Origin of the sequence: Vibrio sp. (assembly GCF_050299255.1) — a bacterium.
Lineage (GTDB): Bacteria > Pseudomonadota > Gammaproteobacteria > Enterobacterales > Vibrionaceae > Vibrio.
Map to the genome: position 1 here is coordinate 1 of NZ_JBNKVP010000039.1, position 25552 is coordinate 25552.

Annotated in this window: 18 protein-coding genes; 8 read left to right on the forward strand and 10 right to left on the reverse strand. The window is 49.3% G+C overall.

Annotated features, from left to right (window positions below; all coding sequences use genetic code 11):
• Positions 1 to 143 precede the first annotated feature (143 nt).
• Positions 144 to 491, reverse strand: coding sequence for a HopJ type III effector protein (locus tag ACQY6F_RS11605; RefSeq protein WP_428774530.1), 348 nt, complete (start codon positions 489 to 491; stop codon positions 144 to 146).
• A gap of 219 nt (positions 492 to 710) precedes the next feature.
• Between ACQY6F_RS11605 and ACQY6F_RS11610 the strand changes: the two genes are divergently transcribed.
• The gene (locus ACQY6F_RS11610) at positions 711 to 2708 is read left to right on the forward strand and encodes a methyl-accepting chemotaxis protein (protein WP_428774531.1); all 1998 of its coding nucleotides are present in this window, start codon (positions 711 to 713) and stop codon (positions 2706 to 2708) included.
• 97 nt (positions 2709 to 2805) lie between these two features.
• Here ACQY6F_RS11610 and gntR read toward each other — a convergent pair whose 3' ends face one another.
• From gntR to ACQY6F_RS11640, 6 genes are all read right to left on the reverse strand, one after another.
• Positions 2806 to 3804 (reverse strand): gluconate operon transcriptional repressor GntR, encoded by a 999-nt coding sequence (gntR, locus tag ACQY6F_RS11615; RefSeq protein WP_428774532.1) that lies wholly within the window; start codon positions 3802 to 3804, stop codon positions 2806 to 2808.
• Between the two features lie 80 nt (positions 3805 to 3884).
• Positions 3885 to 5378: an NADP-dependent phosphogluconate dehydrogenase gene (gndA, locus tag ACQY6F_RS11620; RefSeq protein ID WP_428774533.1), complete on the reverse strand. Its 1494-nt coding sequence runs from the start codon at positions 5376 to 5378 to the stop codon at positions 3885 to 3887.
• Positions 5371 to 5874 (reverse strand): gluconokinase, encoded by a 504-nt coding sequence (locus ACQY6F_RS11625; RefSeq protein ID WP_428774535.1) that lies wholly within the window; start codon positions 5872 to 5874, stop codon positions 5371 to 5373. The genes gndA and ACQY6F_RS11625 overlap by 8 nt, the downstream gene beginning before the upstream one ends.
• Positions 5875 to 5954: 80 nt before the next feature.
• Positions 5955 to 7268: a TRAP transporter large permease gene (locus ACQY6F_RS11630; protein ID WP_428774537.1), complete on the reverse strand. Its 1314-nt coding sequence runs from the start codon at positions 7266 to 7268 to the stop codon at positions 5955 to 5957.
• Entirely contained in the window at positions 7261 to 7818 is a 558-nt protein-coding gene (locus ACQY6F_RS11635; RefSeq protein WP_428774538.1) for a TRAP transporter small permease subunit, read from the reverse strand. The genes ACQY6F_RS11630 and ACQY6F_RS11635 overlap by 8 nt, the downstream gene beginning before the upstream one ends.
• Positions 7819 to 7883: 65 nt before the next feature.
• Complete coding sequence (locus tag ACQY6F_RS11640; protein WP_428774540.1) at positions 7884 to 8900, reverse strand: TRAP transporter substrate-binding protein; 1017 nt, start codon at positions 8898 to 8900, stop codon at positions 7884 to 7886.
• Between the two features lie 438 nt (positions 8901 to 9338).
• Between ACQY6F_RS11640 and ACQY6F_RS11645 the strand changes: the two genes are divergently transcribed.
• Entirely contained in the window at positions 9339 to 10940 is a 1602-nt protein-coding gene (locus tag ACQY6F_RS11645; protein WP_428774541.1) for an ATP-binding cassette domain-containing protein, read from the forward strand.
• Between the two features lie 28 nt (positions 10941 to 10968).
• Here ACQY6F_RS11645 and ACQY6F_RS11650 read toward each other — a convergent pair whose 3' ends face one another.
• Positions 10969 to 11847 carry a DMT family transporter gene (locus ACQY6F_RS11650; RefSeq protein ID WP_428774566.1) on the reverse strand — a complete coding sequence of 293 codons (879 nt, stop codon included), beginning with the start codon at positions 11845 to 11847 and terminating at the stop codon, positions 10969 to 10971.
• Positions 11848 to 12471: 624 nt separating this feature from the next.
• Here ACQY6F_RS11650 and nosR point away from each other — a divergent pair.
• From nosR to ACQY6F_RS11680, 6 genes are all read left to right on the forward strand, one after another.
• A complete protein-coding gene (gene nosR, locus ACQY6F_RS11655) occupies positions 12472 to 14505 on the forward strand; it encodes a transcriptional regulator NosR (protein ID WP_428774542.1) in 2034 nt (677 codons plus the stop codon).
• Between the two features lie 79 nt (positions 14506 to 14584).
• Positions 14585 to 16474 carry a TAT-dependent nitrous-oxide reductase gene (gene nosZ / locus ACQY6F_RS11660; RefSeq protein ID WP_428774543.1) on the forward strand — a complete coding sequence of 630 codons (1890 nt, stop codon included), beginning with the start codon at positions 14585 to 14587 and terminating at the stop codon, positions 16472 to 16474.
• Positions 16475 to 16565: 91 nt separating this feature from the next.
• Positions 16566 to 17897: a nitrous oxide reductase family maturation protein NosD gene (locus ACQY6F_RS11665; RefSeq protein ID WP_428774545.1), complete on the forward strand. Its 1332-nt coding sequence runs from the start codon at positions 16566 to 16568 to the stop codon at positions 17895 to 17897.
• Positions 17894 to 18817 carry an ABC transporter ATP-binding protein gene (locus tag ACQY6F_RS11670; protein ID WP_428774546.1) on the forward strand — a complete coding sequence of 308 codons (924 nt, stop codon included), beginning with the start codon at positions 17894 to 17896 and terminating at the stop codon, positions 18815 to 18817. Before ACQY6F_RS11665 ends, ACQY6F_RS11670 begins: the two co-directional genes overlap by 4 nt.
• A complete protein-coding gene (locus ACQY6F_RS11675; protein ID WP_428774547.1) occupies positions 18814 to 19635 on the forward strand; it encodes an ABC transporter permease in 822 nt (273 codons plus the stop codon). Before ACQY6F_RS11670 ends, ACQY6F_RS11675 begins: the two co-directional genes overlap by 4 nt.
• Before the next feature lie 12 nt (positions 19636 to 19647).
• Positions 19648 to 20142, forward strand: coding sequence for a nitrous oxide reductase accessory protein NosL (locus ACQY6F_RS11680; RefSeq protein ID WP_428774548.1), 495 nt, complete (start codon positions 19648 to 19650; stop codon positions 20140 to 20142).
• 91 nt (positions 20143 to 20233) lie between these two features.
• Here the strand turns inward: ACQY6F_RS11680 and ACQY6F_RS11685 are convergent, their stop codons facing one another.
• The gene (locus ACQY6F_RS11685) at positions 20234 to 23518 is read right to left on the reverse strand and encodes a carboxyl transferase domain-containing protein (RefSeq protein ID WP_428774550.1); all 3285 of its coding nucleotides are present in this window, start codon (positions 23516 to 23518) and stop codon (positions 20234 to 20236) included.
• A complete protein-coding gene (locus tag ACQY6F_RS11690) occupies positions 23515 to 25224 on the reverse strand; it encodes an AMP-binding protein (protein ID WP_428774551.1) in 1710 nt (569 codons plus the stop codon). Before ACQY6F_RS11690 ends, ACQY6F_RS11685 begins: the two co-directional genes overlap by 4 nt.
• Positions 25225 to 25552: the final 328 nt, after the last annotated feature.

The window sequence follows — 25552 nt, forward strand, 5'->3', positions numbered from 1 at the left end:
AGGTCGGCGCCCATGACGCGTTAGAGAAATTTAACGCCGGTGAGTTAATAGAAGCCATGTTACGAGGGGCTGCAAAATTAGAAGCCGTCACCCAGTAAGTGACAGAGCAATAAAGAAAAACACCTGCCGAAGCAGGTGTTTTTTTATTGTTTTTCAACCAATGGTTGTGAGCTAAACGTCACGCCTTCCCAACCGGTTTTGATAAAGTTGCGAATATTAAGGTGGTCGTCACCTGCCGGGTTTAACAACACATCTTGACGATAATAATGGCCAAAACAGTGCAAAGTGGCTTGTTCTGAAAGTTGATGCAATTTGGCAAATGCGAAAATCTTACAGGAGCCATTATTCTGGCCTGCTGCATTGTTCACTTCGCCATTGGTGAAGGCGGTGGGCGTGAATTGATAATTTGCTTCAATCACTTCGATTGTCGTTTCAAACTCTACCTGCTCCGGGTGGGTATTCGCTAATAAAATAAACGCTTGTAAATCCATACTACTTAAATCCTACATTCCATAAAAATTGCGTTACCTGGATAACGCTAAACCGACTCTAATACTAAGTGATTAAATTATCAGTGAAAAGATGATCTTCCTCATACCATACTTTATTGATGTGAAAGATATCAAACAATATGCGATAAGCTACCATTCGCATAAAGAAAACGCCTACAATTAGTAGGCAAAATTTAAAATAATAATGTCAGAGGGCTTATGAAACGGATTATCCACCGCTTTCCACTGTTCATAGTGGTATCCTTGCTTGCCGGAATCCCCATTACTATTGCATTGGTTCTTGCAGTGAACAATGTGTTAGATCACCGCCACACTCTCAATAATGTTAATCGGGACCAAGAAACCGTAAACCTGATTATTCTGTATGATAATCTGGCTCATAACCTCGCGGTAGAAAGAGGCCTGACGGCCGGTGTACTGGGTAGTAAAGGCCAAGGAGTACAGGTCGCTAAACTGAAGCAACACCGCAAAGTTGTAGACCAGCAAATTCGGCTGTTTAATGACTACCAACCTCAGTACAACACACCAAACTTATTAAACAAACTGCGCGCTGATATCGACAAACACCTGTCTCAACTAACATCGGTACGATCCGGCGTCGATGCGCTAAAACCAACTATCGCTCCATTTAGCTACTACTCGAACCTCAACCATCTGATCATTGATAACGCAAACGTATTGCTTACTACGCTAACAGACAAAACCATGTCTGAAACCGGTAGTGCACTGATTTCGTTAATCGTGATGAAAGAGAAAACCGGCCAGATTCGTGGTGCGCTTAATGGCGCCTTCGCTCGCAAAGCATCTACGCCATCTCAATATACCTCGATTCAGCAATACATTCTCACCACAGACTACGCTAAACGCCAGGCGGCGATAACCCTTCCCGGACAGTTTGCCAGTCCGTTGAATGCCGCTGAAAAGCAACCTATCTGGCAGCAGGTGAATCAGGTTCAACAGGCCTATTTGGCTCAGGTTGATAATCTGGCCAATCTTGAAGGCCCATCACCGGCAGAATGGTTTGGCGCTGCGACGAAAAAGATTGGTTTGATCAACCAGATACGCAATAACTTGCAACAACAGTTAATCGAATATGCAGAGCAAACCGCCCAGCAAGCAGCGTGGATGCAAAAATTACTTCTGACTCTGACTATCGTTGTCAGCGTATTGCTTGTGGCCATTTTGATATCGGCAGTGAAAAGTCTCCGCTATCGAGTTGGACACTTAACAAATCACTTAACCAACATCTCGAACAGTCGAGACCTCAGCCAGGAGATCAGCAGTTCAGGTCGCGATGAAATATCTGTCATTTCATTTAGCATTAATGGCTTAACTCAGAGTATTCGTCGATTACTGCTGGATGTCACCGACACCAATAATCACAGCAATCAGCGCCTAGATGACATCATCGGTGCTGCCAAAGATTTGGGCCAAAGCAGCCAGGCAACCACAGCAAAATGTGACAATATCGCCGCTGCAATGACCGAGCTATCTCAATCGGCGCTGGAGATCGCAGGCTCATCTGACCGCGCATTGGAAGAAACCAACGCGATGACCCAGCAAGTTGTCGACTGTCAACAACAGAGCCAGATTGCTTTTGGTGCAGTAGAAGCGCTGGTACAACAGATCGAACAGACGGAAACCTGTATGCAGGATCTGGAGCAAGATGCCGCCAGCGTAAGCAAAATTGTCGAAACCATTAACGGTATTTCAGAGCAGACGAACCTGCTAGCACTCAATGCCGCTATAGAAGCTGCCCGCGCTGGGGAACACGGTCGGGGCTTTGCGGTCGTCTCTTCCGAGGTTCGCGATCTGGCCCAGCGCAGTAAAGAAGCGACCGAGCACATCAGCGCGTTACTGGACAATATTACTAACAACACAGATACCGCGGTGCAGAACATGAACAAGAGCCGCGAAGCTACCGACAAGACATTTGCCTCTGTCTCTGAAGTGAATACCAGTGTGGCGCGGTTGGAGACGGTTATCGAAACGGTCAATCAACATATCACCAGCATCGCTAACTCAACGACAGAACAATCAAAAGCGTGTGAAGATGTGGACAAAGACGTCGATATTCTTGCCAACATCGCCAATCAAACCGGACAGTTGGCGAACAATATGAACAACATTGTCGATGCCTATCAAACAGAAGTTCAGCAAGTGAATCACCAGTTGCAGGAGTTCAAGCTGTCTTAACACCTGCTTAAGCGGTTAAAAAATAGCGAGCCGAATAAGCTCGCTATTTTTCTGCCTGTGCCTTTGTGCCTGGTAGGTACTAACTGGACGTTCCGCTTTAGACGCTTTCACCCTGTTCAATATGGAAACCCAAATCAATACAGGCCTGCCACTCTTGTGCGCCTGCCAGTCGTTCGATCAGTTGCTGCGCGGCGATAGCACCGATCTGCTCCCTGGGCGTGACGACTGTGGTCAAACGCGGATTCATTGCCCGGCTGATGTCATGACCGTGGAAACCGGCGATGGCCATCTGTTGTGGAATTTGGATTCCCCGCCGCTGGCATTCGTACACAGCACCAATGGCCAGGTCATCGTTGGTACAAATGATGCCATCGGCATCAGGATAATGTTCGATCAACTGCTCCAGTAGCTTGGAGCCCAGAGTGAACGACGACGCATCTTCGGTTTGCAGAGTGATCGGTTCCAGGCCCGCTTGCTGTAGCGCCTGAGTGTAGCCCTGCATCTTAAGCCGGGTACGCTGATCCATCCGGGCTGCAAAATAGGCGATCTTCTTACAGCCTTTATCCAGCATGGCTTGTGTCATCACCCGGGTCGCTTCCGAGTTATCGAACCCAACCGCCTGTTCAATGCGATCCGACACCGAGTCCATAATTTCAACCACTGGAATTGAGGCCGTCTGCAGCATCTTTCGCGCTCGTTCAGTATGAACATTTTCCGATAAGATAATCGCATCGACATTGTACGAAAGCAGCGAAGCAATGCTCTGCTCTTCCAGTTCAACACTGTATCCATAGTGAGCAATCATAGTTTGGTAACCGGCAGGTGCGGTAACCGACTCAATGCCCCGTATGACTTCGGCAAAAACCTGGTTGGTCAGGGACGGTACCAGTACGCCAATGGCGTTACTTTTAGCTTTCGACAATATATCCGGTGCCCGGTTGGGAATATAACCAAGGTCTTCGACTGCCTGCGCGATTTTGTCACGCAGCGACTCGGAGACTAAAGCGGGGTCACGTAGACATCGGCTGACCGTCATTTTGGTCACACCCACCTGATCAGCGATATCCTGTAGTGTTGGTCTTTTTTTCTTGGCCATATATATTGTCTTACTGTTGTATTGCGCTGTATTGTAACGAAAAATCGTTACAGATAGTGCAATTTTCGTCAGCTAAAATTTCAAGGTAACTTCAGTTGCTGCCTTGGCTGTTCATTCCAGGTTAAATGGTAGCTTTGACCACTGTCTTCATCCGCTCTGACATAACTGTGCGCGCCAAAGTAATCCCGCTGTGCCTGCAACAGATTGGCTGGCAGTTGCTCGCAGCGCAGACTATCGACATAACTCAGTGCTGAACTGATCCCCGGCAACGGAATACCATTCAATGCAGCGCACGCCACTGTCTGCCGCCAGCCAAACTGATGTTTTTGCAGTGTGCTTTGAAAGTGTTCAGCCAAAAGCAGGTGTTCCAGATCCGGTTGCGCTTTATATGCGTCACTGATCTGCTGCAGGAAGGTCGCGCGAATAATGCAGCCCGCCCGCCAAATTTTGGCAATCTGCTCAAAGTTAAGCTGCCAGCCTTGTTGCCTGGAGGTGGTCGCCATCAAATCAAACCCCTGCGCATAGACCGACAGCTTGGCGCAATACAGGGCATCATGCAGCGATTCCAGTACCAGATCTTTTTCCAGCGCCAGGTTAGAAAGTTCAGGAGCGTTGATATGCTTCGAGGCCCGCATTCTAAGCTCTTTATTGCTGCTTTGGGCACGGGCAAAGACGGCAGCGGCAATACTCGGAGTCGCGGCTCCCTGCTGCAAGCTGTCTACTGCAGTCCACAATCCCGTACCTTTCTGCCCGGCTTTGTCTAATACAACATCTACGAAAGGTTTACCGGTAACCGGGTCGTCTGTCTGCAAAATGTCTGCGCTGATTTCCATCAGGTAACTGCCGAGAACGCCCTGGTTCCAAAGCTGAAACTGTTTACCAATTTCTCTACAGGACATCTTCAGCACGGCTTTCATCAGATGGTAAGCTTCGCATATCAACTGCATATCTGCGTATTCAATGCCGTTGTGGACCATTTTAACGTAATGGCCCGCTCCGGCAGGCCCTAAATAAGCCGCACAAGCTTCGCCTTTAGCGGTAGCCGGAAGAGCCTGGCCTTTCGCATCGACTTTAGCCGCAATAGATCGCCAGATGGGTTCAATATGATGCCAGGCTTCAGGGGCACCGCTAGCCATTAACGATGGGCCAAATCTTGCGCCGACTTCGCCGCCGGAAACGGCGGTACTGAAAAAGCGCAGTTTTCCTTGCCAGGTTTTCTCGCGTCGTTCGCTGTCCGTCCACAAACTGTTACCGGTATCGATCACAATATCGTCACGGCTTAGGCCAACATTAAGTAAATCTTCGACGACCTGATCGACTATCGAACCGGCAGGTACAGATAAAGCGATAATACGCGGCATCGCGAGCGTTGCCAGCAATTCGGATAAAGATGAAACCGCTGTAAACTGGCTGCCGCCAGATTCCCCAACTGCTTTTGCTTCTTCCTTGGCACGCGTTCTGTTGTAAGTCTGCAAGTCGTAACCGGCGACGTGATAGCCGTTGTCTACCAGGTTCAGTGCGAGACTTTTGCCCATCACCCCCAGACCAATGATCGCGATATCCGCTCTATTCATTTTCTAACTCCTTAAGTGCACTTAACGCCTTCTTAAGTACTTGCTTAGCACTCGGACGGATATCGATATAAATCGCTTCTTCTTTAGATGGCTCAACCAAAGCGTCGAACTGGCTGCGCAACATAGTCTCACCAGTAAAATAGTGATTGTCCCGCTTTTGGTGCCTTGACCAGATGGTGTCAAAGTCCCCTTTCAGATAGACAATGACCAGCTGTTCATTATTTCGTTTCAGTACCTCGCGGTAACGGGGCTTAAGCGCCGAGCACGCAACCACAGCTTCATCTTGTTCAACAAACAACTTATTCAAAGTCTCTAGCCAGCCTTGACGGTCTTCGTCCGTCAGTGGCACACCCTGACTCATCTTTTCAACGTTCTTCTCAGGGTGAAAATCATCCCCGTCAAAAAACGGCATTTGTAGTGCGTGGGCAATCTGGCTACCGATTAAGCTCTTGCCACAACCAGACACTCCCATGACTAAAATCTTTTTCGGTTTCATAAACTGACTTCCCTACGCCCGGCTATTTTCAGCCAGGCTGACAACTTAAAACTTCTCTCGATGACCTGTTTGAATGGCCACTATTTCCACCACATTGCAAGGTCAGGGAATGCGATAACCATCGCCAGTACCAAAATTTGCAGACCGATAAATGGCAACAGCGAATGGAATATTTCTCCCAGGCTAATATCTTTGGGCGCGACAGATTTCAGATAGAATGCCGCGGGACCAAATGGTGGAGACAAGAAAGAAACCTGCATATTGAGACAGAACACTACACCAAACCAGATTGGGTCAAAGCCCAGGTTGGTAATAATCGGTACAAAGATGGGCATAGTCAGCAGAGCTACCCCTACCCAGTCGAGGAACATGCCCAAAACCAGCAGGATAACCATCATGATCAGCAAGGTACCGAGCGGGCTGCCGCCACTCATCGCCAGGATCACTTCCTCGACAAAATCGATGCCGCCCATCAGGTTATAGATACCCACCAGCGCACTGGCGCCGATACCAATCCACATGATCATGCCACAGGTACGCATGGTCGAGATCGCACTGTCTCGGAGCATTTTAGCGTTCAGTTCACGGCGGATCAGTGCACTTAGCATAATACCGACCACACCCAGAGCAGACGCTTCTGTTACAGACGCGACACCGGTGTATATACTGCCCAGTACCACTGCGACAGACAACAGTGGGAAAAACAACGCCTTGAAGTAGTTTACATGTGGCTGTTCCAGCTCCTCGTCGGTTGGGATCGGCGCCAACGTTGGATTAAGCTTACAGCGCAGCAAAACGTAACCGATGTAGCAAGCTGCCAGGATAAATGCCGGAACAAATGACGCTTTAAATAAGTCACCAATCGACACACTGGCCGTCATACCGTAGATGATAAGTACGATACTCGGCGGCAACATGGTCCCAAGTGCGCCACCAGCACAGGTGGTACCAATAGCCAGCTTTCGGTCGTAACCCAATCGCAGCATTTGCGGCAAAGCCAAGATACCCAGCAATACCGTTTCGCCGCCAATTACGCCAGACATTGATGCCAGCAATACCGCCACCAACAGGGTTTGCACCGCCACGCCGCCACGAACTTTGCGTCCGACCGATTTCATTGCATCAAACAGGTCACGGGCAATACCGGATCGATCCAGCATCGCGGCCATCAATACAAACATGGGTACCGCCAGGAACACATAGCCCGAAGCGAAACTAAAAGTCCGACTGGCTATCAGCGGCAACGCATCTGGGCCGAACCAGAACATGGTGAAGAAGATCGCCACAAAGCCAGTAACGAATGCGAGTTGCATGCCGGTCAGTAGCAATACCACCATCATAACCAGCATCAGCACACTGCCCCAGGCAATCCCGATTGAAGACAACTCAAACATCGTCATGCTTCCTTAGCCCGATCACTTCTCGGATCAGGTGCAAAATATACTGAAGAGATAAAATACACAAAGTGATAAAAATGAGTGCCTTAAGTAAGGCTGGATACGGTGCGTTTAGTACTGAGCCCGAGCGCTCAAGCCGCAGTTCTCCCCAAGGCGCAAACCATGACTCATAGGTCATCTGGTAAGCTGCGTAAGCCAGCATCAAGGCAAACGCCAAACCCACTATGTGGTGAATCAGATTAAGGTACTTTTTCACCCTTGGCCCAACGGCATCGTAAATCAGCACAACTCGCACATGCGTGTTAGTGGCAAAAGCGTAGATTCCGCCAATGATGAACAGTGACCCACCGATAAACGAGGCGGTTTCATGTACCCAAATAGTTGGCGCATTAAACGCGTAACGCATAACGACTTCGTAAAAAGAGATAAGAACGGTAAAAATAAATAACCAGCTTAATAGGTTGCTCGCTTTAATGATCAAACGGTCCAACCAGTTTTTTGGCTGATCGTCGTGACCATGAGCATGTTGGGAGGTCTTGTTAGACATAACGGAGCGATTCCAATTGGGAGGGCCGAAGCCCTCCGTACGACAACTTAATTATCCCCAAAACCTTATAGCAAGCCGTTGCTCTCGAGGAAATTCGTCACTGAGTCATATACTTTTTGTGCATTAGGTGAACGTTCTGAAAATACCTTCCATTGTGATTTAGCAATTTCACGGAATTTCTTACGTTCTTCGTCAGACCAGTTGTGAATAGTGATGTCAGGATTGGCCTGGGCTTTTTTCACCGCTTCCTGATCGGCCATCTTCAGCTGAGTGGTGATGTCATATGAGAAGTCTCGAACTGAAGTTGTCAGAATTTCTTGCAAATCTTCCGGCATTGCGTCCCATTTCTTCTGCGAAATTGACATGTCGATCAGTGGCAGCGAGTGGAAACCTGGCTGTACCGGGTGCTGGGCGATGTCGTTCATCCCCGCCTGCTGGTTAGTTGAGAATACGGTATAGTCTGCAGCATCGATTACCCCTTTGCTCAGGCCGGTGAATACCTCTGAACCCGGCAGGTTAACCGGTGTCGCACCAGCAGCAGCAAATACTTGCTGGACCAGGCCTTCAGGTGCACGCAGTTTTAACCCTTTCAGATCGTCGACACCATCTAACGGTACTTTGGAAACAAAAGACTCAACGCCAGTGGTTGATGCACCAACGAATTTAACGCCATAAGGCGCGTACAGTTCAGTCATCAGCTCATTACCGCCACCGTAGTTCATGTACTGCAGCAGCTGAGTCGTATCTGACCAGGCACCCACCATGTTACCGACAAGACCAAACGCTGGATCTTTACCAGAGAAATAACCCGTTGCGGTCAGGTGTCCGTCCAGTACGCCCATTTTGATGGCACCCAGAGTTTCGGTGTGTTTTACCACAGCACCAACCGGCAACAAGTCGATATCGATTCGACCACCAGACATCTTCTCTACTCGCTCAGCCCATTTCTGCTGCACTTTAAAGTTCAGATCACCGGATGGGTCAGATGACTGGATTTTCAGTTTGAAATCAGCAGCCATTGCCGACGCCGTAAACAATCCAGTTAACATGGCGGCGACCAGAGTTTTTGTCATCGTTTTCATAGGGGTATTCCTTTTATACATTCACGTTCCACCGGTTAATAGTAGTTGTTACCGGTAACTTTGGGCGATGTTACTGGTAACGTTTGTTAAATACCGTGATAACAATCACAAACAGTTAACATTAGTGCGCGGGTGTGATTCATCCAGATAGGGAGATATTTTTGCGACTTGATATCAGTGTGTTTGAACATTGGGGTGCTGAACAATAGTTGCCCAGTCCATACAGGAATGGTTATACTAAACCCCACTTTTGAATCCGGAGGCAACGCCATAATGAACAACTAACCCCTGACATCCATCACTTTTTCTAATTTGGATCTAAAGGGTTAGTCGGCGTTGTTTCGTCTTAGCTATTACAATCTGCTTTTATGCGATAAAACTGTCGCGTCCATACTAAGCTAATCAGCGCCGTGCTGCCCCTGGTCATCAGGAGGCACTATGCCAGTTTTACAAATACATCAATTAAGTTATCAATTTAGCGATGGCGAAACACTATTCGCCCCCGTCACCATTAGCCTGCAGCACTCACGTATTGGTCTTATTGGCCGCAATGGCAGTGGCAAATCCGTTCTGGCCAGCTTAATCGGCGGGCAAAAGCCATCTTGTTTGGGCACCGTTAGTGGACACGTCACTTTAACAGCCCCATGTCGGCTATTTGAACAGAACATAGATTTAGAACAATTAAGTGATTGCAGTATTGCCCGGCTGTTAGGTATGGAAGCGACACTGGAAGCCCTCGACCGTATCGAACAGGGCGATTGTGCCCCGCACTGGTTTGATCTTGTCGGCGACCAGTGGCAGCTGAAGTCGCAGCTGTTTGAACTGCTGCAGAAGTTGCGCATTCCCAAAGACTACAATCTGCTTTGTTCCCAACTCAGTGGCGGCCAGTTAACCTGCCTGAGACTTTGGCAATTGTTTCAATCCGACGCCCGGTTACTGATCCTTGACGAGCCTTCAAATCATCTTGATGCTGTGGCAAGAAACTGGTTGCAACAACAAATGGACCAGTTCAGCGGCGCGATAATCCTAATCAGCCATGACCGCCAGTTGCTCAATCAGGTAGAGCAAATCTGGTCTTTGAGTCGGCAGGGATTAGAGGTATACAGCGGTGGCTATGACCAGTATCTGCTACAAAGCACGCTGCAAAATGAAGCACTGGACAGAAAAATACAGCATTTAAGCAAAGCACAGCTGGCATTGGCCAGACAAGTCCAGAAAGATAGGGAGAAAGCCAGTCAGCGCGAAGCCCATGGTAACCGAATACGACGCAAAGGCAGCCAGCCGAAACTGTTGCTGGACGGAAAACGGGACCGGGCGACCGCCAATGTCAGCCAGCAGAATAAAAACGTCAACCAGCGAGGCCGGTTTCTAAGCCAACAAAAAGCCGAGCTGCAATCCCGGCAGCAGATCATCGATCCGTTATCGATGGCCCTGCACCAAGGTGTTGGCAAACCTCGTCCGCTGTTGAGGTTAAACAATCTGGTACTGCCGTTTTGTCATCAGCCCCCTATTTCGCTGATGCTGCGTTCACAACAGAAGCTGCATCTGGCTGGTAACAACGGTAGTGGCAAATCTACTCTGCTACGCCTGGTGGCCGATCATGGCAACACTGGGCATGGAGCTATTCCCGTAAGAGGAACTATTGCTGTTAATTGTGACAGTCTTTATCTGGACCAGAATTTCAGCCTGGTGAAAACTGAGCGCTCCCTGCTGGACAACCTGTTACTTTACTGCCCGCATCTATCGCAAACGGAGGCCAGAACGTGTCTGGCAGGTATTGGTTTCCGCCGTGACAAAGTCCATTTAACCGCTACGCATCTGAGTGGCGGGGAAAAAATGAAGCTGGCGGTGCTAATTGTCAGCCACAGGCAACATGAAACATTGCTATTGCTCGATGAACCGGACAACCATCTGGATATTGATGCCAGGCGCATGCTTGCCGGTGCCCTGGCCACTTACAACGGCAGTGTCATTCTGGTGAGTCATGATGCTGAGTTTGTTAAGGAGTGCCAAATAGATACCGTCTACCGGCTCGGTTAACTCTATCAGACATTTAACTCTCGGCAGTTTAGCGAAACTTTAACCGCGCTAACCTGCCACCGGTACGATAAAGGAGCAGCGCCAATAAGATCAGTACGCAACCAATTATCTTATTGGCGGATAACTGCTCCTGGTACCAAAGTACGCTCAGTATTACCGTCCAGACCGGTTCTAAAATCATAATTAAGGCGGCATTGGCCGACGCGATATGCTTTTGCCCTAATGTCTGCATAACATAACGCAGGCTGGTTGCCAGCAAAGCGCTCATTGCAAACCAACCCCAGATCGCATTGGGTACTTCTCTTGGCAACGTCTCGAACAGCAGCGACATGATCATGCCAACCATACCTACAACCATTAGCTGAATGCAGGTAAGCAGCAACACCGGCAGGCGTTGTGAGAAAAGTGAATTGACGTTGAAGTGCAGCGCCAGCATGGTGGCACACCCCATAAACCAAAGTTGACTGCTCGACTGCTGCCAGCCACCGCTAAGGGAAAGAAATGCCAGACCAATCAAGGCGACCGGCAGCGAGAGCCAGAACGCTCGCGGAGGCCGCTGGCGAAACAAAATCCAGGCGACCACGGGTACCAGCAACATAGACAGACTAACAATGAACGCCCCTTCACCGAGAGTATCACTGATCGAAATCGCATAGATCCAGCACATCAGCGACCCGCTTAGTAAACATCCGGTTAACGCGGCACGTAAAAGATCGATGGACTTTGCTGAACGTAGATGCCGGAAACACAAGGGCAGCAGGCATAGTGAGGCTATAGTAAAGCGCAAACCAATAAAGCCAAATGGTGGCAGGCCCTGTATCGTTTGTTTGGAAAATACCCAGCCGAAGGCGGCCAATAAAGTAGTGACGATCAATACAATCGTCGCTCGCTTTTCAGACATTAAAATGGATCTCACTCATAAAGCGGTCGAATTTCCAGTACCGCGAGGAAGGAGCCGGTAGCTTACCATCGGCTAAGCTATCTGGCAGTAACAATATTACACAGATATAAAATAAAGCTAATGAATACCGCGGCAATGACAGCCGAGCAGATTACATGTAATTTACAGTTTGCTTACAACCTGCAGAGTATTTAAACCGCTAGTCATTGTTCTATACATCACAGCCAATGCAGAGTTAACTAAGCTCTGGATTCAACCCTCTATTGATTATGCATTTAAATCTATAGACCCGAAAAATGTTTTACCCTACAACTAGTAAGGTCTATCTGCGTCTTGATAACAAGATACCTACCCCTTTAGTATTATTCCTTATTTTTTGTACTGATATACAGTCCCTGAATCCGCGTGACCCATGTCTCCGGTTGAAAAAATTGGCATGTGACAGTCGCCTAATATTGACACAAATCAAACACAAGTCGTTAACAGCCCACTAGGGTAGTCTAAGATTTATGGACACTAGCACGGCATTCTCGCCATCAGGGGCTAACGATGATTCAACTCTTTAAATTAGTCAGATCGGGCATACTTTTACTCTGCTTGTTGTTGTCTGGCTATGCCAATGCACTTTTTGTGAGCCCACCAAAAGATCCGCTGCCGCTAATCCAAGAAACGTTTCCACAAGCGACTTTGATTTCTGATAAACAGGGCGAGCCACTGCTGCGCACCATTAAGAAAGACGATGCGATACTAGGATATGCATTTGAAACCAATGATATCGCGCGCATCCCCGCTTATTCCGGTGAACCGGTCAATATGCTGGTGATTATTGATCCTGAAGGTCAATACCTGGCATCAAAAGTGCTGGAACATCACGAACCGATTATTCTGGCCGGGATCCCGGAAACAAAACTGTGGGACTTTGCCGAACAGTATGTGGGATTGTCAGTCAAAGACCGTATCAAGGTCGGCGGCAAACCCAACCAGGGCTACGTACCGGTAGATGGTTTATCCGGCGCCACCGTGACAGTTATGGTAATGAATGTTGCCATTACCAAAGCTGCGACCAAAGCCGCTGAAGAGCTCGGAATCATAGAGCCGACCAGCGACATTATTCAGCCGATTTCGACCATTAAACAAGATGTGTTCAGCCAAAAAAGCTGGTCAGAACTGACCGGTGATGGTTCAGTACGTAAGCTGCTGCTAAAAAACCGCGATGTACAACAAGCTTTTGACGGTACTGCCGCAGAGAACGTCGACAGAGTGGCTGAAAATAAACTCGATGACACCTTTACTGAGATCTATTACACCCTGGCGGACATTCCGACCATCGGTAAAAACCTGTTTGGCGTCCAGGAATACCAGTATATGGTCGACAAACTGGAACCAGGAGAACATCTGATCGCCGTATTTGGTAATGGTTACTCATTTAAAGGTTCCGGCTATGTACGTGGCGGTATATTTGACCGGATTCAAATTCATCAGAATGACAATGAAATCTCTTTCCGCGATCTGGACCATCAACGCGTTTTGGATCTGTACGCTGATGGTGCGCCAAGGTTCAAAGAAATGGCGCTGTTCAGAGTTCAGGCCCACCATGAATTTGACCCAGGAGCCAGTTGGCAGCTTGAACTACTGGTTCGCCGCCAGATTGGTGCGGTAGACAGTGAATTTGTCAGTTTCAAGGCTCCTTACGACGTACCTGAGCAGTATGTCGATACACCGGATCCCATTATCCCTGAGCCTGAGCTGACTTTGACTCAGCAAGTCTGGCAGGATAATGAAGTGAAAGTATCGATTCTAATTGGCCTTATTACTGTGCTGATCCTGATTCTATTCTTCCAGGATGTGCTGGTTCGCCACCCCACCTTTATGCACCGGTTACGTCGCATATTCCTGGTATTTACCGTGGTATTCATCGGCTGGGTATGGAGTGGGCAGCTCTCGGTGGTCAACGTCTTTACCTTCCTTAATTCAGTCATGTCCGGATTCTCCTGGGATCTGTTCCTGCTCGACCCGGTCATCTTCGTACTTTGGTGTGCCGCCGCGGTGACCATTATTATGTGGGGACGCGCGGTATACTGTGGTTGGCTCTGCCCATTTGGCGCCCTGCAGGAACTGATCAATCAGTTTGGCCGGGCAGTAAAAATACCCCAGCTCGAATTGCCATGGGCGGTTCATGAAAGACTGTGGGCAGTGAAGTATTTAATCTTGCTTGGTTTATTTGCGCTTTCCATGGACTCGTTAGCCCTGGCGGAACAATTTGCCGAAGTAGAACCATTTAAAACCACATTCCTGCTTAAATTTGATCGTGAATGGCCATTTGTCATGTATGCGGGAATTCTTCTAACTCTAAACCTGGTCAATCGCAAACCATTCTGCCGCTATTTGTGTCCGCTTGGTGCCGCCCTGTCTGTAACCAGTGGCATTCGCCTGTTTGACTGGCTGAAACGCCGTCCGGAGTGTGGCTCTCCTTGTAAAACTTGCGCCAAAGAGTGTGAGATTCAGGCTATCTACCCTAACGGCGAGATCAACATGCGCGAGTGCCACTACTGCCTCGATTGTCAGATGACCTATTTCAATGAAACCAAATGTCCGCCACTGAAAAAAGCGGCCTACAAAAAAAACAAAAGCCGTCAAGGTGATATTCCGGTAAGGGAAATGTAACTGAGTCTGTTTGCACAGACGGTGACTTTCTCACCAGCGCCCAACGGTTTAGTACCCAACCATAAAATGGAGATTCACCATGAGTGAAGATAAGAAAATAATCGACCAGGACATGCCGGAAAATACCGAAAGACGTAAGTTTTTCGGTAAAAGTGCGGCTCTGGGGCTGGGTGTAGCCGCTGCACCTATGACAGCCGCTATGTTCGCATCAATGGCCAAAGCCCAGGCAGCAGAAGCGAGCAACAGTGCAGTGGTACATCCGGGCGAACTTGATGAGTATTACGGTTTCTGGAGCGGCGGCCACTCTGGTGAAGTCCGTATTCTTGGTATTCCGTCAATGCGTGAGCTGATGCGTATTCCGGTATTTAACTCTTGTAGTGCCACCGGTTGGGGCTTTACCGATGAGAGTAAGCGCATTAAAGGCGACAGCGCCCACATCATGACCGGTGACTCGCATCACCCTCACATGAGTATGACTGACGGCCGTTACAACGGTAAGTACGTCTTTATCAACGACAAAGCAAACTCTCGCGTAGCACGTATCCGTTGTGACGTAATGAAGTGTGACAAGATGATCACCGTACCTAACGTGCAAGCGATCCACGGTCTTCGGGTACAAAAAGTGCCAGAAACCAAGTACGTGATCTGTAATGCGGAATTTGAAATCCCAATGAACAACGACGGTAAAAACGGCATGGAAGATGTCAGCACTTACCGTTCACTGTTTAACGTGATTGATGCTGAAACAATGGAAGTGGCTTTCCAGGTAATGGTTGATGGTAACCTCGACAACACCGACGCTGACTATGACGGCAAATACTTCGCTTCTACCTGTTACAACTCAGAAATGGGCATGAACCTGGGTGAAATGATCACCGCGGAACGTGACCACGTAGTCGTCTTCAACCTGGCTCGCTGTGAAGCGGCTGTAAAAGCCGGTAACTTCAAAAACTATAACGGTAATAAGGTTCCGGTACTGGATGGCCGCAAAGGTTCTGAGCTGACCCGTTACATCCCGGTGCCTAAATCGCCTCACGGCATGAATACGTCACCTGACGGCAAGTACTTCGTTGCTAACGGTAAGCTGTCTCCAACCGTCTCTATGATTGCGATTGATCGCCTGGATGACCTGTTTGAGAACAAAATTGAACCACGTGACACCATCGCTGCTGAACCTGAACTGGGCTTAGGTCCACTACATACCGCATTCGATAACCGCGGCTTCGCCTACACCACTCTGTTCCTGGATAGCCAGATCGTGAAGTGGAGCATGGACGATGCAGTGAAAGCGTACAATGGTGAAAAAGTTAACTACATTCGCCAGAAGATCGACGTGCATTACCAGCCAGGTCATAACAGTACATCCAGCGGTGAAACTCGCGATGCAGATGGTAAATGGCTGGTGTCACTATGTAAGTTCTCGAAAGACCGTTTCCTGCCGGTTGGCCCGCTACGCGCTGAAAACGACCAGCTGATCGACATCTCAGGCGATGAAATGAAACTGGTCCACGATGGCCCGACTTTCGCAGAACCACACGACGGTACCATTATTCACCGTAGCAAAGTGAAACCAAACAAACTTTGGTCTCGTGAAGATCCAATCTTTGCCGAAACGCTGGAAATCGCTAAGAAAGACGGCGTGAACGTGATGACGGACAACAAGGTTATCCGTGACGGCAACAAAGTGCGCGTTTACATGACATCAGTTGCGCCTACTTACGGTCTGAACGAGTTCAAAGTTAAATTAGGTGACACTGTCACAGTAATCATCACTAACCTGGACACCGTTGAAGACGTAACCCACGGTTTCTGTATGACGAACCACGGCGTACAGATGGAAATCAGTCCACAACAGACCGCTTCAATTACCTTTGTCGCAGACAAACCAGGGGTTCAGTGGTACTACTGTAACTGGTTCTGTCACGCGCTTCACATGGAAATGCGTGGTCGCATGTTAGTCGAAGCCTAAGGCCTAAACGACTAGAATTAAGCAGTACTGCAGCGCCTCCGGTCTTCCGGGGGCGTCTGTTCCACCCTATCAACAACGCAGGAAAGATCCATTGAAGAAACTCCCCTGGCTTAGCCTCGCCTTCAGTGTTTTGTTTCACCAGGCGGCGTTTGCCGCGACTATTTCGGTGAACCCTAGTGACGACCTACAAGCTGCGTTAAACAGTGCTTCCGCCGGTGATACCATTGTTCTGCTTCCGGGTCGCTATGTCGGTAATTTCACTATCCCTACCGCCATGACGTTAAGCGGCGAGCAAGGTGCTGTGATCGATGCGCAGGGCAAAGATAATGCATTGACGCTAACCAGTTCTGACGTAACTGTAGAAGGCTTGCAGATTATTAACTGGGGCAAAAACCTGACCGAGCAGAATGCCGGTATCTATTCCGACCAGCCTGCTGAAAATTTAGTGATTCGCCGCAATCAATTGAAAGGCAACGGATTTGGTATGTGGATCCAACGTGCCAATCGGATCACCATCGAACATAACCTGGTGGAAGGCAACACCGAGCTACGTTCCGCTGACCGCGGTAATGGCATTCAGCTTTCCACCGTGACTCACGCCGTCGTGTCTGACAACGAGGTATTCCATACCCGCGATGGCCTGTATGTCATTTCCAGTCAACACAGTTTACTGCGCAATAACACCATGCACGACCTCCGTTACGGCGTGCACTATATGTATTCGCACAGCAATAAAGTCATCGGCAACCTGGCTTACAATACCCGCGCCGGATACGCGCTGATGAGCTCAAAGAACCTCTCCGTTCAGGCTAACATCAGCCGGGATACGGAAGACTATGGTATGTTGATGAACTTTATCACCCAGTCTGATATCAGTTATAACCAGTTTTACCGGGTCTGGACCAAGCCAGAGAACAAAGTGATTGGCCGAGAAGGTAAAGGCCTGTTTGTCTATAACTCCGGGCAAAATACCATCAGTTATAACCGCATCGATACCGCCGAAATCGGCATTCATCTCACCGCCGGCTCAGAAGATGTCAAAGTATACGGTAATGCCTTTATCAATAACCCCGTGCAGGTGAAATACGTCTCCAGCCGTGAGCAAGAGTGGAGCCAGGAGAGCGTTGGCAACTACTGGAGCAACTACCTGGGCTGGGATCTGGATAATGACCAGATCGGTGACACGCCGTTTGAGCCAAACGATGGTATCGACAAAATGATGTGGAAATACCCTGAATCTAAAGTGCTACTCGACAGTCCAGCCGTATTAATGCTGCGCTGGATTCAAAAACAGTTTCCCGTTCTTAAACCAGTGGGCGTGAAGGACTCCTACCCGCTCATGTCGCCACTGGATTTAGACTCTATTGTCGAACAGATAAAACACCGCGCGGCTGTTAGCCAGCCTGAAGGAAATCATTCATGACGCAGCCAATAGTAGAATTGCATTCCGTGACCAAGCAGTATAAATCGCTGCGTGCAGTAGACGGGTTAAACCTGGCCTTGCAGCCAGGCGAAGTGCTGGGGTTATTTGGCCATAATGGTGCCGGAAAAACCACCACGATGAAGCTAATCCTGGGCGTAACTACGGCCAGCCAGGGAGAAGTCAAAGTATTTGGCCACGACCCAAGTAGTCAGCAAGCCTGGCAAGGCAGAAAAAACATCGGCTACCTTCCTGAAAATGTTAGTTTCTACGACCAGCTTACCGGGCTGGAAGTGCTCACCTATTTTGCCCGGCTCAAGTCGGTGCCTAAGCAGCAGATCAAACCTCTGCTGGAACAGGTTGGTCTGGCTCATGCCATGAACCGACAGGTTAAAACTTACTCTAAGGGTATGCGCCAACGCCTTGGGCTGGCGCAGGCATTTTTGGGCACGCCAAAATTACTGCTGTTGGATGAACCGACCGTCGGCCTGGATCCAATCGCTACTCAGGAGTTTTACGCCAGTGTGGATGCACTGAAAAAAGACGGTGCCAGTATTATCCTCTGTTCTCATGTCCTTCCCGGGGTCGAACAGCATATCGATCGGGCCATGATAGTATCGCAAGGAAAAACCGTCGCGATGGGCAGCCTGGACGAGCTGCGCGAGATGGCCCAGTTGCCAGTAAAAATTCGTGCCACCGGTATCAACGGTGCCATGATGGCCAATGAAAAACTGTCTGGCTTCGCTGTATCCAGTAACCAGTTACAGGTCCCGGAAGCGTTAAAAGTCAGTACCCTGAAAGAGCTGCTTAGCTATGACAGCCTGACAGACATTCAGGTAGAGCCGGCCAATCTGGAACAGCTTTACCAGCATTTCCTCAATTTAGCTAAACAGCCGTCAAACCAAGATGAGGTGCAATCATGAACCCTGTATTAGCCATTGCACTCAAAGAGTTTCAGGACGGTTTACGCAACCGATGGCTGGTATCCATTACCTGCATTTTCGCCCTACTGTCGATCGGCCTCAGTTATTACGGCACGGTCGCATCCGGCCAGCTAGACGCCACCCCATCGCTGTCCTCAATAATGGCCAGCCTGTCCAGCCTGTCGGTCTTTATCATTCCGCTGATTGCCTTATTGCTCTGTTACGACAGTTTTGTCGGCGAGCAAGAGTCTGGCACGCTGCTGCTGCTGATGACCTACCCTATTAGCCATGGCCAACTGCTGCTGGGCAAATTTGTCGGTCAGGGCGGAATTATTTCGCTGGCAACCATTTTTGGCTTCGGCTCGGCAGGCGTGTTACTGAACCTGACCACAGGGCTGGAAAATATACCAACGGCGTTTGGTCTGTTTATCCTGACCTCCATTTTGTTAGGGCTATGCTTTGTCTCTATCGCTTATGTGATCAGCCTGCTGGTGTCGGAAAAATCCAAAGCCGCCGGCAGCGGTCTGATCGTCTGGCTTTTCTTTGTGTTGGTGTTTGATCTGGCGCTGTTAGCGGTATTGGTTGGCGGCTACGAGCTACTGGATCAACAACGCCTGGTACAGATGATGATGTTGAATCCGGCCGACCTGTTCCGGTTAATCAATCTATCAGCGCTCAGCCAACATGATGTTAATGGCGTACTGGCGGTGGCGATTAACAGCAGTTTTTCCACCAACACACTATTGTTGGCGATGCTGGCCTGGATTGCAGCGCCGTTAACCACAGCTTTACTGATTTTCCGTAACAAAACCCTATAACAAGAGGCTTTTATGACCCTATCTCACCCCTTTAAAACCACGTTATTGATTGGCTTAGCAGCGCTAATGTCAGGTTGCGGTGACAACGAACAACAGCAAATGGTGCGCCAGGCGGCGGCGATAGAAGCGGCAGATGAATGTCACTTGTGTGGCATGGTAATCGCTAATTTCCCCGGCCCCAAAGGCGAAGCATACGAAAAAGAGCAACAGAGTATCGATAAATTCTGTTCAACTAGAGACCTGTTTGCCTACATCCTGCAGCCGGAAAACAAACGTCAGATCCAGCAGGTATTTGTTCACGACATGAGTAAAACACCGTGGCAAAAGCCCGATGATGAATACTTTATCGATGCGAAATCGGCCTGGTATGTCATCGGCTCCGAGAAAAAAGGTTCTATGGGCGAAACCTTGGCCAGTTTCGGCGAAAAATCTGATGCGGAGGCGTTCAGCAAAGAGTTTGGTGGCAAAGTCTATTCGTTTGACCAAATCACACTTGAGATACTTTAAGTACCGCTTGCTTTATTCTCAGTTTGGTATAGAAAAAGCCCTTGGTGTAAAACCAAGGGCTTTTTGTTCTCTGGCGGTCGACAATAAGGCTTTACCAGGTATCAATACAAGGACGCTTTTTACCCTGTTCACTTGTCCGCTTAGACGAAGGAACATAGCTTCTGACAATCCAGTCACGGGTTTCGGCTGGGTCAATAACGGCATCCAGTTCTAGCAGGCTGGCGGTATTGATTGCACTGCCCTGGCGATACATTTCATCGACCATCGCTTTAAAGGTCGCTTCACGTTCTGCGACGTCCTCTATCGCTTCCAGTTTACGACGGGCACCAATACGCACCGCCCCTTCAAAGCCCATCGCGCCGAATTCACCACTTGGCCACGATGCCGCCAACACTGGTGCGGTAAAACCGCCGCCGGCCATTGCCATCGCGCCTAAGCCGTAAGACTTGCGCAATACGATGGTATGCAGTGGTACGCTTGAATTCGCCGCATTGACAAAAATACGCGAAATATGACGTACCGTGGCGTTTTGCTCTGATGCTGGCCCTACCATGAATCCTGGAGTATCACACAACGAAATCATAGGGATATCGTAAGCGTCACACAGTTGGATGAAGCGAGCCAGTTTGTCACCGGCGGCAGCGTCAATGGCACCGCCTAATACCCCTGGATTATTACAATACAGGCCGTATGGCTTACCTTCGATTCGTACCAGGCAAGTGATCATATTCTTAGCGAAATCGCGGCGCAGCTCCAACACAGAATCAACGTCACACAGGGTGTTAATCACCTCACGGACATCGTAAACCGCCATCCTGTTTTCCGGAATTAAATGGCGCAGTTTACGCTGGTCATGGCTTTGCCATACCGGTAAATCACCCTGGAAGTAAGACAAATACTTCTTAGTCACTTCAACCGCTTCTGCTTCATCTTCCACCAGGATATCGATGACACCATTCGGGCTCTGCATCGAAACCGGGCCTACCTGATCCGGGGTAAATGTACCCAGACCACCGCCTTCAATCATCGCCGGTCCTGCCATACCAATACTGGCTTGCTTGGTGGCAATAGTGACGTCACAGACACCAAACAAAGCAGCATTGCCGGCAAAACAGTTCCCTGCCGCGATCGCCACGGTCGGTACCAAGCCAGACAACTCGCCCAAAGCAGAGAACGTATGCAGGTTAAGGAATGCCACGCCCGGGATATCGGTATCCGATGGACGCCCGCCAGCACCTTCAGCAAACAGCACCAACGGCATGCGGCTTTTCTTCGCCACTTCCAAAATACGGTCGGTCTTTTTGTGGTTCATTAACCCTTGCGAGCCGGCCATCACGGTGTAGTCATAGCACATCACTGCGCAACGGGCGGCTTCTGCACCAAACAAGTCAGCATTAACCGTACCGGTACCGGTCACTTTACCGTCTGCAGGGCTGATATCGACCAGCTTTTCGACGTCGTGGCGCTGGCGCTGCGCTGCCACGGCCAACTGGCCATATTCGTTAAAGCTGCCTTCATCTAGCAGGTCTTCAACGTTTTCCCGCGCAGTCCGCTTACCTTCTTTGTGACGTTTGGTCACGGCATCAGGGCGATGGCTGTCCAACGTTCGCAGTTGGCGATCGAACAGTGACGCTAAATCATTGCGTATGTGGTCAAGGTCAATGTCCATTTCTGACTGGCCTAACGACACCGACACTTCACCCGGTTCGATGATTGCCATCAGTTGATGTTCATCCACCAGGTCGCCCGGTTCCGTAACCAGAATTTGCTTAATCACACCCGCATGTTCGGCTTTAACCGGAATTTCCATTTTCATCGCTTCGATCAGTGCGATTTCCTGGTTGGCGTAAACCTCATCACCCGGCTGAACATGCACCGTCACGAGGACACCGGCGGTCGGTGATTTCACCCCTTCGCATCCGGCTGGAATATCCACTACCTGCACGATTTCATCTTCAGTAGACGCTCCGGCAAAATAGTGCTGTTCATAACTGTGATCAGCAAGCAGGTCACCGATATTTTGCTCTACAAAGCGGGTGCTGAGTTGATTTTCACGTACCTCAGCCCGTTGCAGCAAGTTCATCAACAAAGTTTTGTTGCTGGCGACACCTTCAATATTCAGCGCTTGAAGGCAGCGATAAAGCTTACTTAACGCCGAGGGGTAATCTTCACCTTTGGCAATCACTTTTGCTCCCAGCGAATCATAGCTAGGGCTGACTTTATAACCGGCGTACAAGTAGTCATCGACCCGCACATTGTGTCCGTTCGGTACCTGATAGTTTTTAATCAGGCCTGCAGCGGGCTTAGTGCTGCCATCGGCCAACATCTGCTCTAAGTTAACCCGGGCCTGAATGGCACAGCCCACTTTGGCTGGCGCCTGTTCCAGGCCAAGTTCACCCAGAGTAGCCCCGGCAGCCAACTGAATTTGTGTTTTCACCAGATTCAGTTGAGTGATCTCTTCACTGATGGTGTGTTCTACCTGAATACGCGGGTTGATCTCCATGAAGTAAAACTTGCTAAGATCGTTGGCGTCTACCAGAAATTCAAACGTGCCAAGGCCCTGATATTTTACATCGCTGGCCAGTTTAAGCGCCGCTTCAATGATCGCCATGCGGTTTTCATCGTTCAGGCTTGGACTCGGAGCAATTTCCAACAGTTTCTGATTACGACGCTGCAGCGTACACTCACGCTCCCAAAGGTGAGTTACTTCACCGGTACCATCACCGAGTACCTGAACTTCAATGTGGCGCGCATCGGTTACCAGCTGTTCCACATACAGTTCGCCGCTGCCAAACGCAATGGTGGCTTCATCACGACACTGATTGTAAGCCGTTTCCAACTGGTCAAACTGAGTGACCGGCCTCATACCACGGCCACCGCCACCGGCGAGCGCTTTGATCATCACCGCTGCGCCCTCACCTAACTCAGTGAAGAACTGCTGCACTTCTTCCAGGCTACAGGCTCGGTTAATACCACTGGTCAGCGGTACGTTTGAACGAATGGCGGTTTCCCTTGCCGTCGCCTTGTTGCCCAGCAAGTCCAAAAGCTCTGCCGATGCACCGATAAACGTAATACCCTCTTCTGCACAGCGGCGAGAAAACTCACTGTTTTCAGATAGAAAGCCGTAACCTGGATGGACAGCGTCACATTGATACTGTTTCGCTACAGCAATCAGCTGCTCGATATCCAGGTATGCTTTAACACCGCGCCCCACCAGAGGCGCAGCTTGATCGGCTTTCTTGGTATGCAACGATGGATGATCGTCTTCTGCATACACTGCCAGACTGGCGATGCCCATGTCCGCACAGGTTTGGGCAATACGAATGGCAATCTCACCCCGGTTAGCAATCAGGATTCGTGAGAAAGTCCGGCTCATAGTTCTTTCTCCAGTTCGACTTTGCGTACTTTACCCGTTGGGGTCATCGGCAATTGCTGACGAATACGGATCTGCGGCACTTTAAATATTGCCATCGATTGCTTACACCACTCGTACAGCGATTCTTCTGTTTCAAACTCTCCAGGCTTAAGTACCACAAAGGCAATCGGGATTTGGCCTTTTTTGGCGTCACATTGGCCCACGACCGCACAAGCACCGACTGCCGGATGCTGGCCAAGCATAGATTCGATTTCTGCCGGGAAAACACTCATTCCGTTCACTTTCAGCATCTCTTTGCGACGCCCCAGAAAGCGGAAGAAGCCCTGTTCAGTGATCATGCCCAGGTCACCGGTGCGGTACCAACCACCCTCTTCAAACAGTCTTTCATTCAGGTCTGGCTTGCACCAATAGCCTTTCATCATAGTTGGGGTACGCAGCCAGATCTCGCCTTCAGAGCCAAGTGGCTGGATTTCACCGGTGGCAAAATCACAAATTTTCATTTCAGTGCCCGGTACTGTCATGCCCAAAAATGCGGGTTCAATGTTAAGGTCCAGGTCGTTTTCCTGGAAACCTTTGGTGAACGTATCACAGGTATGGGTTTCGGTCATACCATAGGCGGTTTCGAATACCGTGGCACCGGTGAGTTCTTGCCAGCGTTGACGGTAATTTTTGTTCAGTTTCTTGATAAAACTGATGCAGCAACTATCACCAAGAGAGGTCATGTCATAGTTGTCTTTTTCAGGGTGGTTCAACACCTCATCAATACTGTCGACCAGCATGATGCACTGGTTTACTTTGTGCCGTTCAGTCAATTGCATGAACGCTTTGGCATCCCAGCGAGCCATCAATACCAGAGTCGCCCCGGAATACATAGGGAACAGTAAAGAGCTATTCTCGCCAGCAATCCAGAATTCTGGTAGATAATTCAAGATTACCTGGTCACTACCCGTTTCCGGCACTTCGCCAAAACAGAGCGGATAGAAGCTAGCTACGGTACCTATGATGTTACGGTGGGTATGGATAACGCCTTTTGGCAGACCTGTTGTACCGCTGGTGTAGTTCAGTGCAGCGATATCATCCAGCCCCGGAGTGTAATCCAAACGCTCTGCTGAAGCACTTTCCAGTGCCGGGAAAAAGTCCATTACATTTCCTGGTAGTTCGACTTTATCCAGGGAGAAAAACTCAGGTAATACTGATGTCGGCTCTTCAGGCGTCAGCTCACTGTAGCTGCTCGCGATAACCTGCTTGATACCAATCGCTTCAGCTACCGGTAACATCACCGGCAGCAAGGCATCAAAACAGACAGCAACTTTAGGGTTGCTGTCACCGAGCTGATGTTTCAGCTCCATTTCTTTCGATAATGGACTACAAGGAATATGGATAGCGCCAGCCTTCATAATGCCGAAATAGGCAATATGGAATTGTGGACTGTTCGGCGTAAAAAGCGCTACACCGTCGCCAGGCTGCACATCCAGGCTGCGCAGTAAATTGGCAAATCGATTACTTAAATCGTCTAGCTGAGCAAAGGTAAATTCTTTGCCATAGAAATTGAGGGCAGCTTTGTTAGGGTTAACCGTTGCCCAGTGGGTCAGGTATTCGCTTAGTGGCTTCTCGCCGATCGGATAGACAGGCTCGGTGACGGCACCCTTAGGCCAATTAGCTTTTTGTATTTGGCGAATCTGTTCCAGATAGGTTTGTTCGTTCATGTTACCGCCTCTCCTTTTACGGTTTACACGCAGCCAAATGTAGGGTAAGACTGCGTTAGCAGAGCGCCTTGTGACACTTTATTGCCACGCTTTCGCTTAGGCGCGATGTTCGATCTTGTTAACGCCCTAGGGCTATCAGGCGAGAGATTGTTATTCTGGTTCTCGCTGAACTGCATTACAGCTACTGTAAAAATATAGTTGTTGTATTGGGGTGTCAATTGTTACGCAGTCGTTAATGTTGGTTAATTTGACCGTGGTAGCAGAACCGATTTTTTATAAACCGCAACACACTAATATCCTGGCGATCTAAAACCGTGCCTGCAGTTCA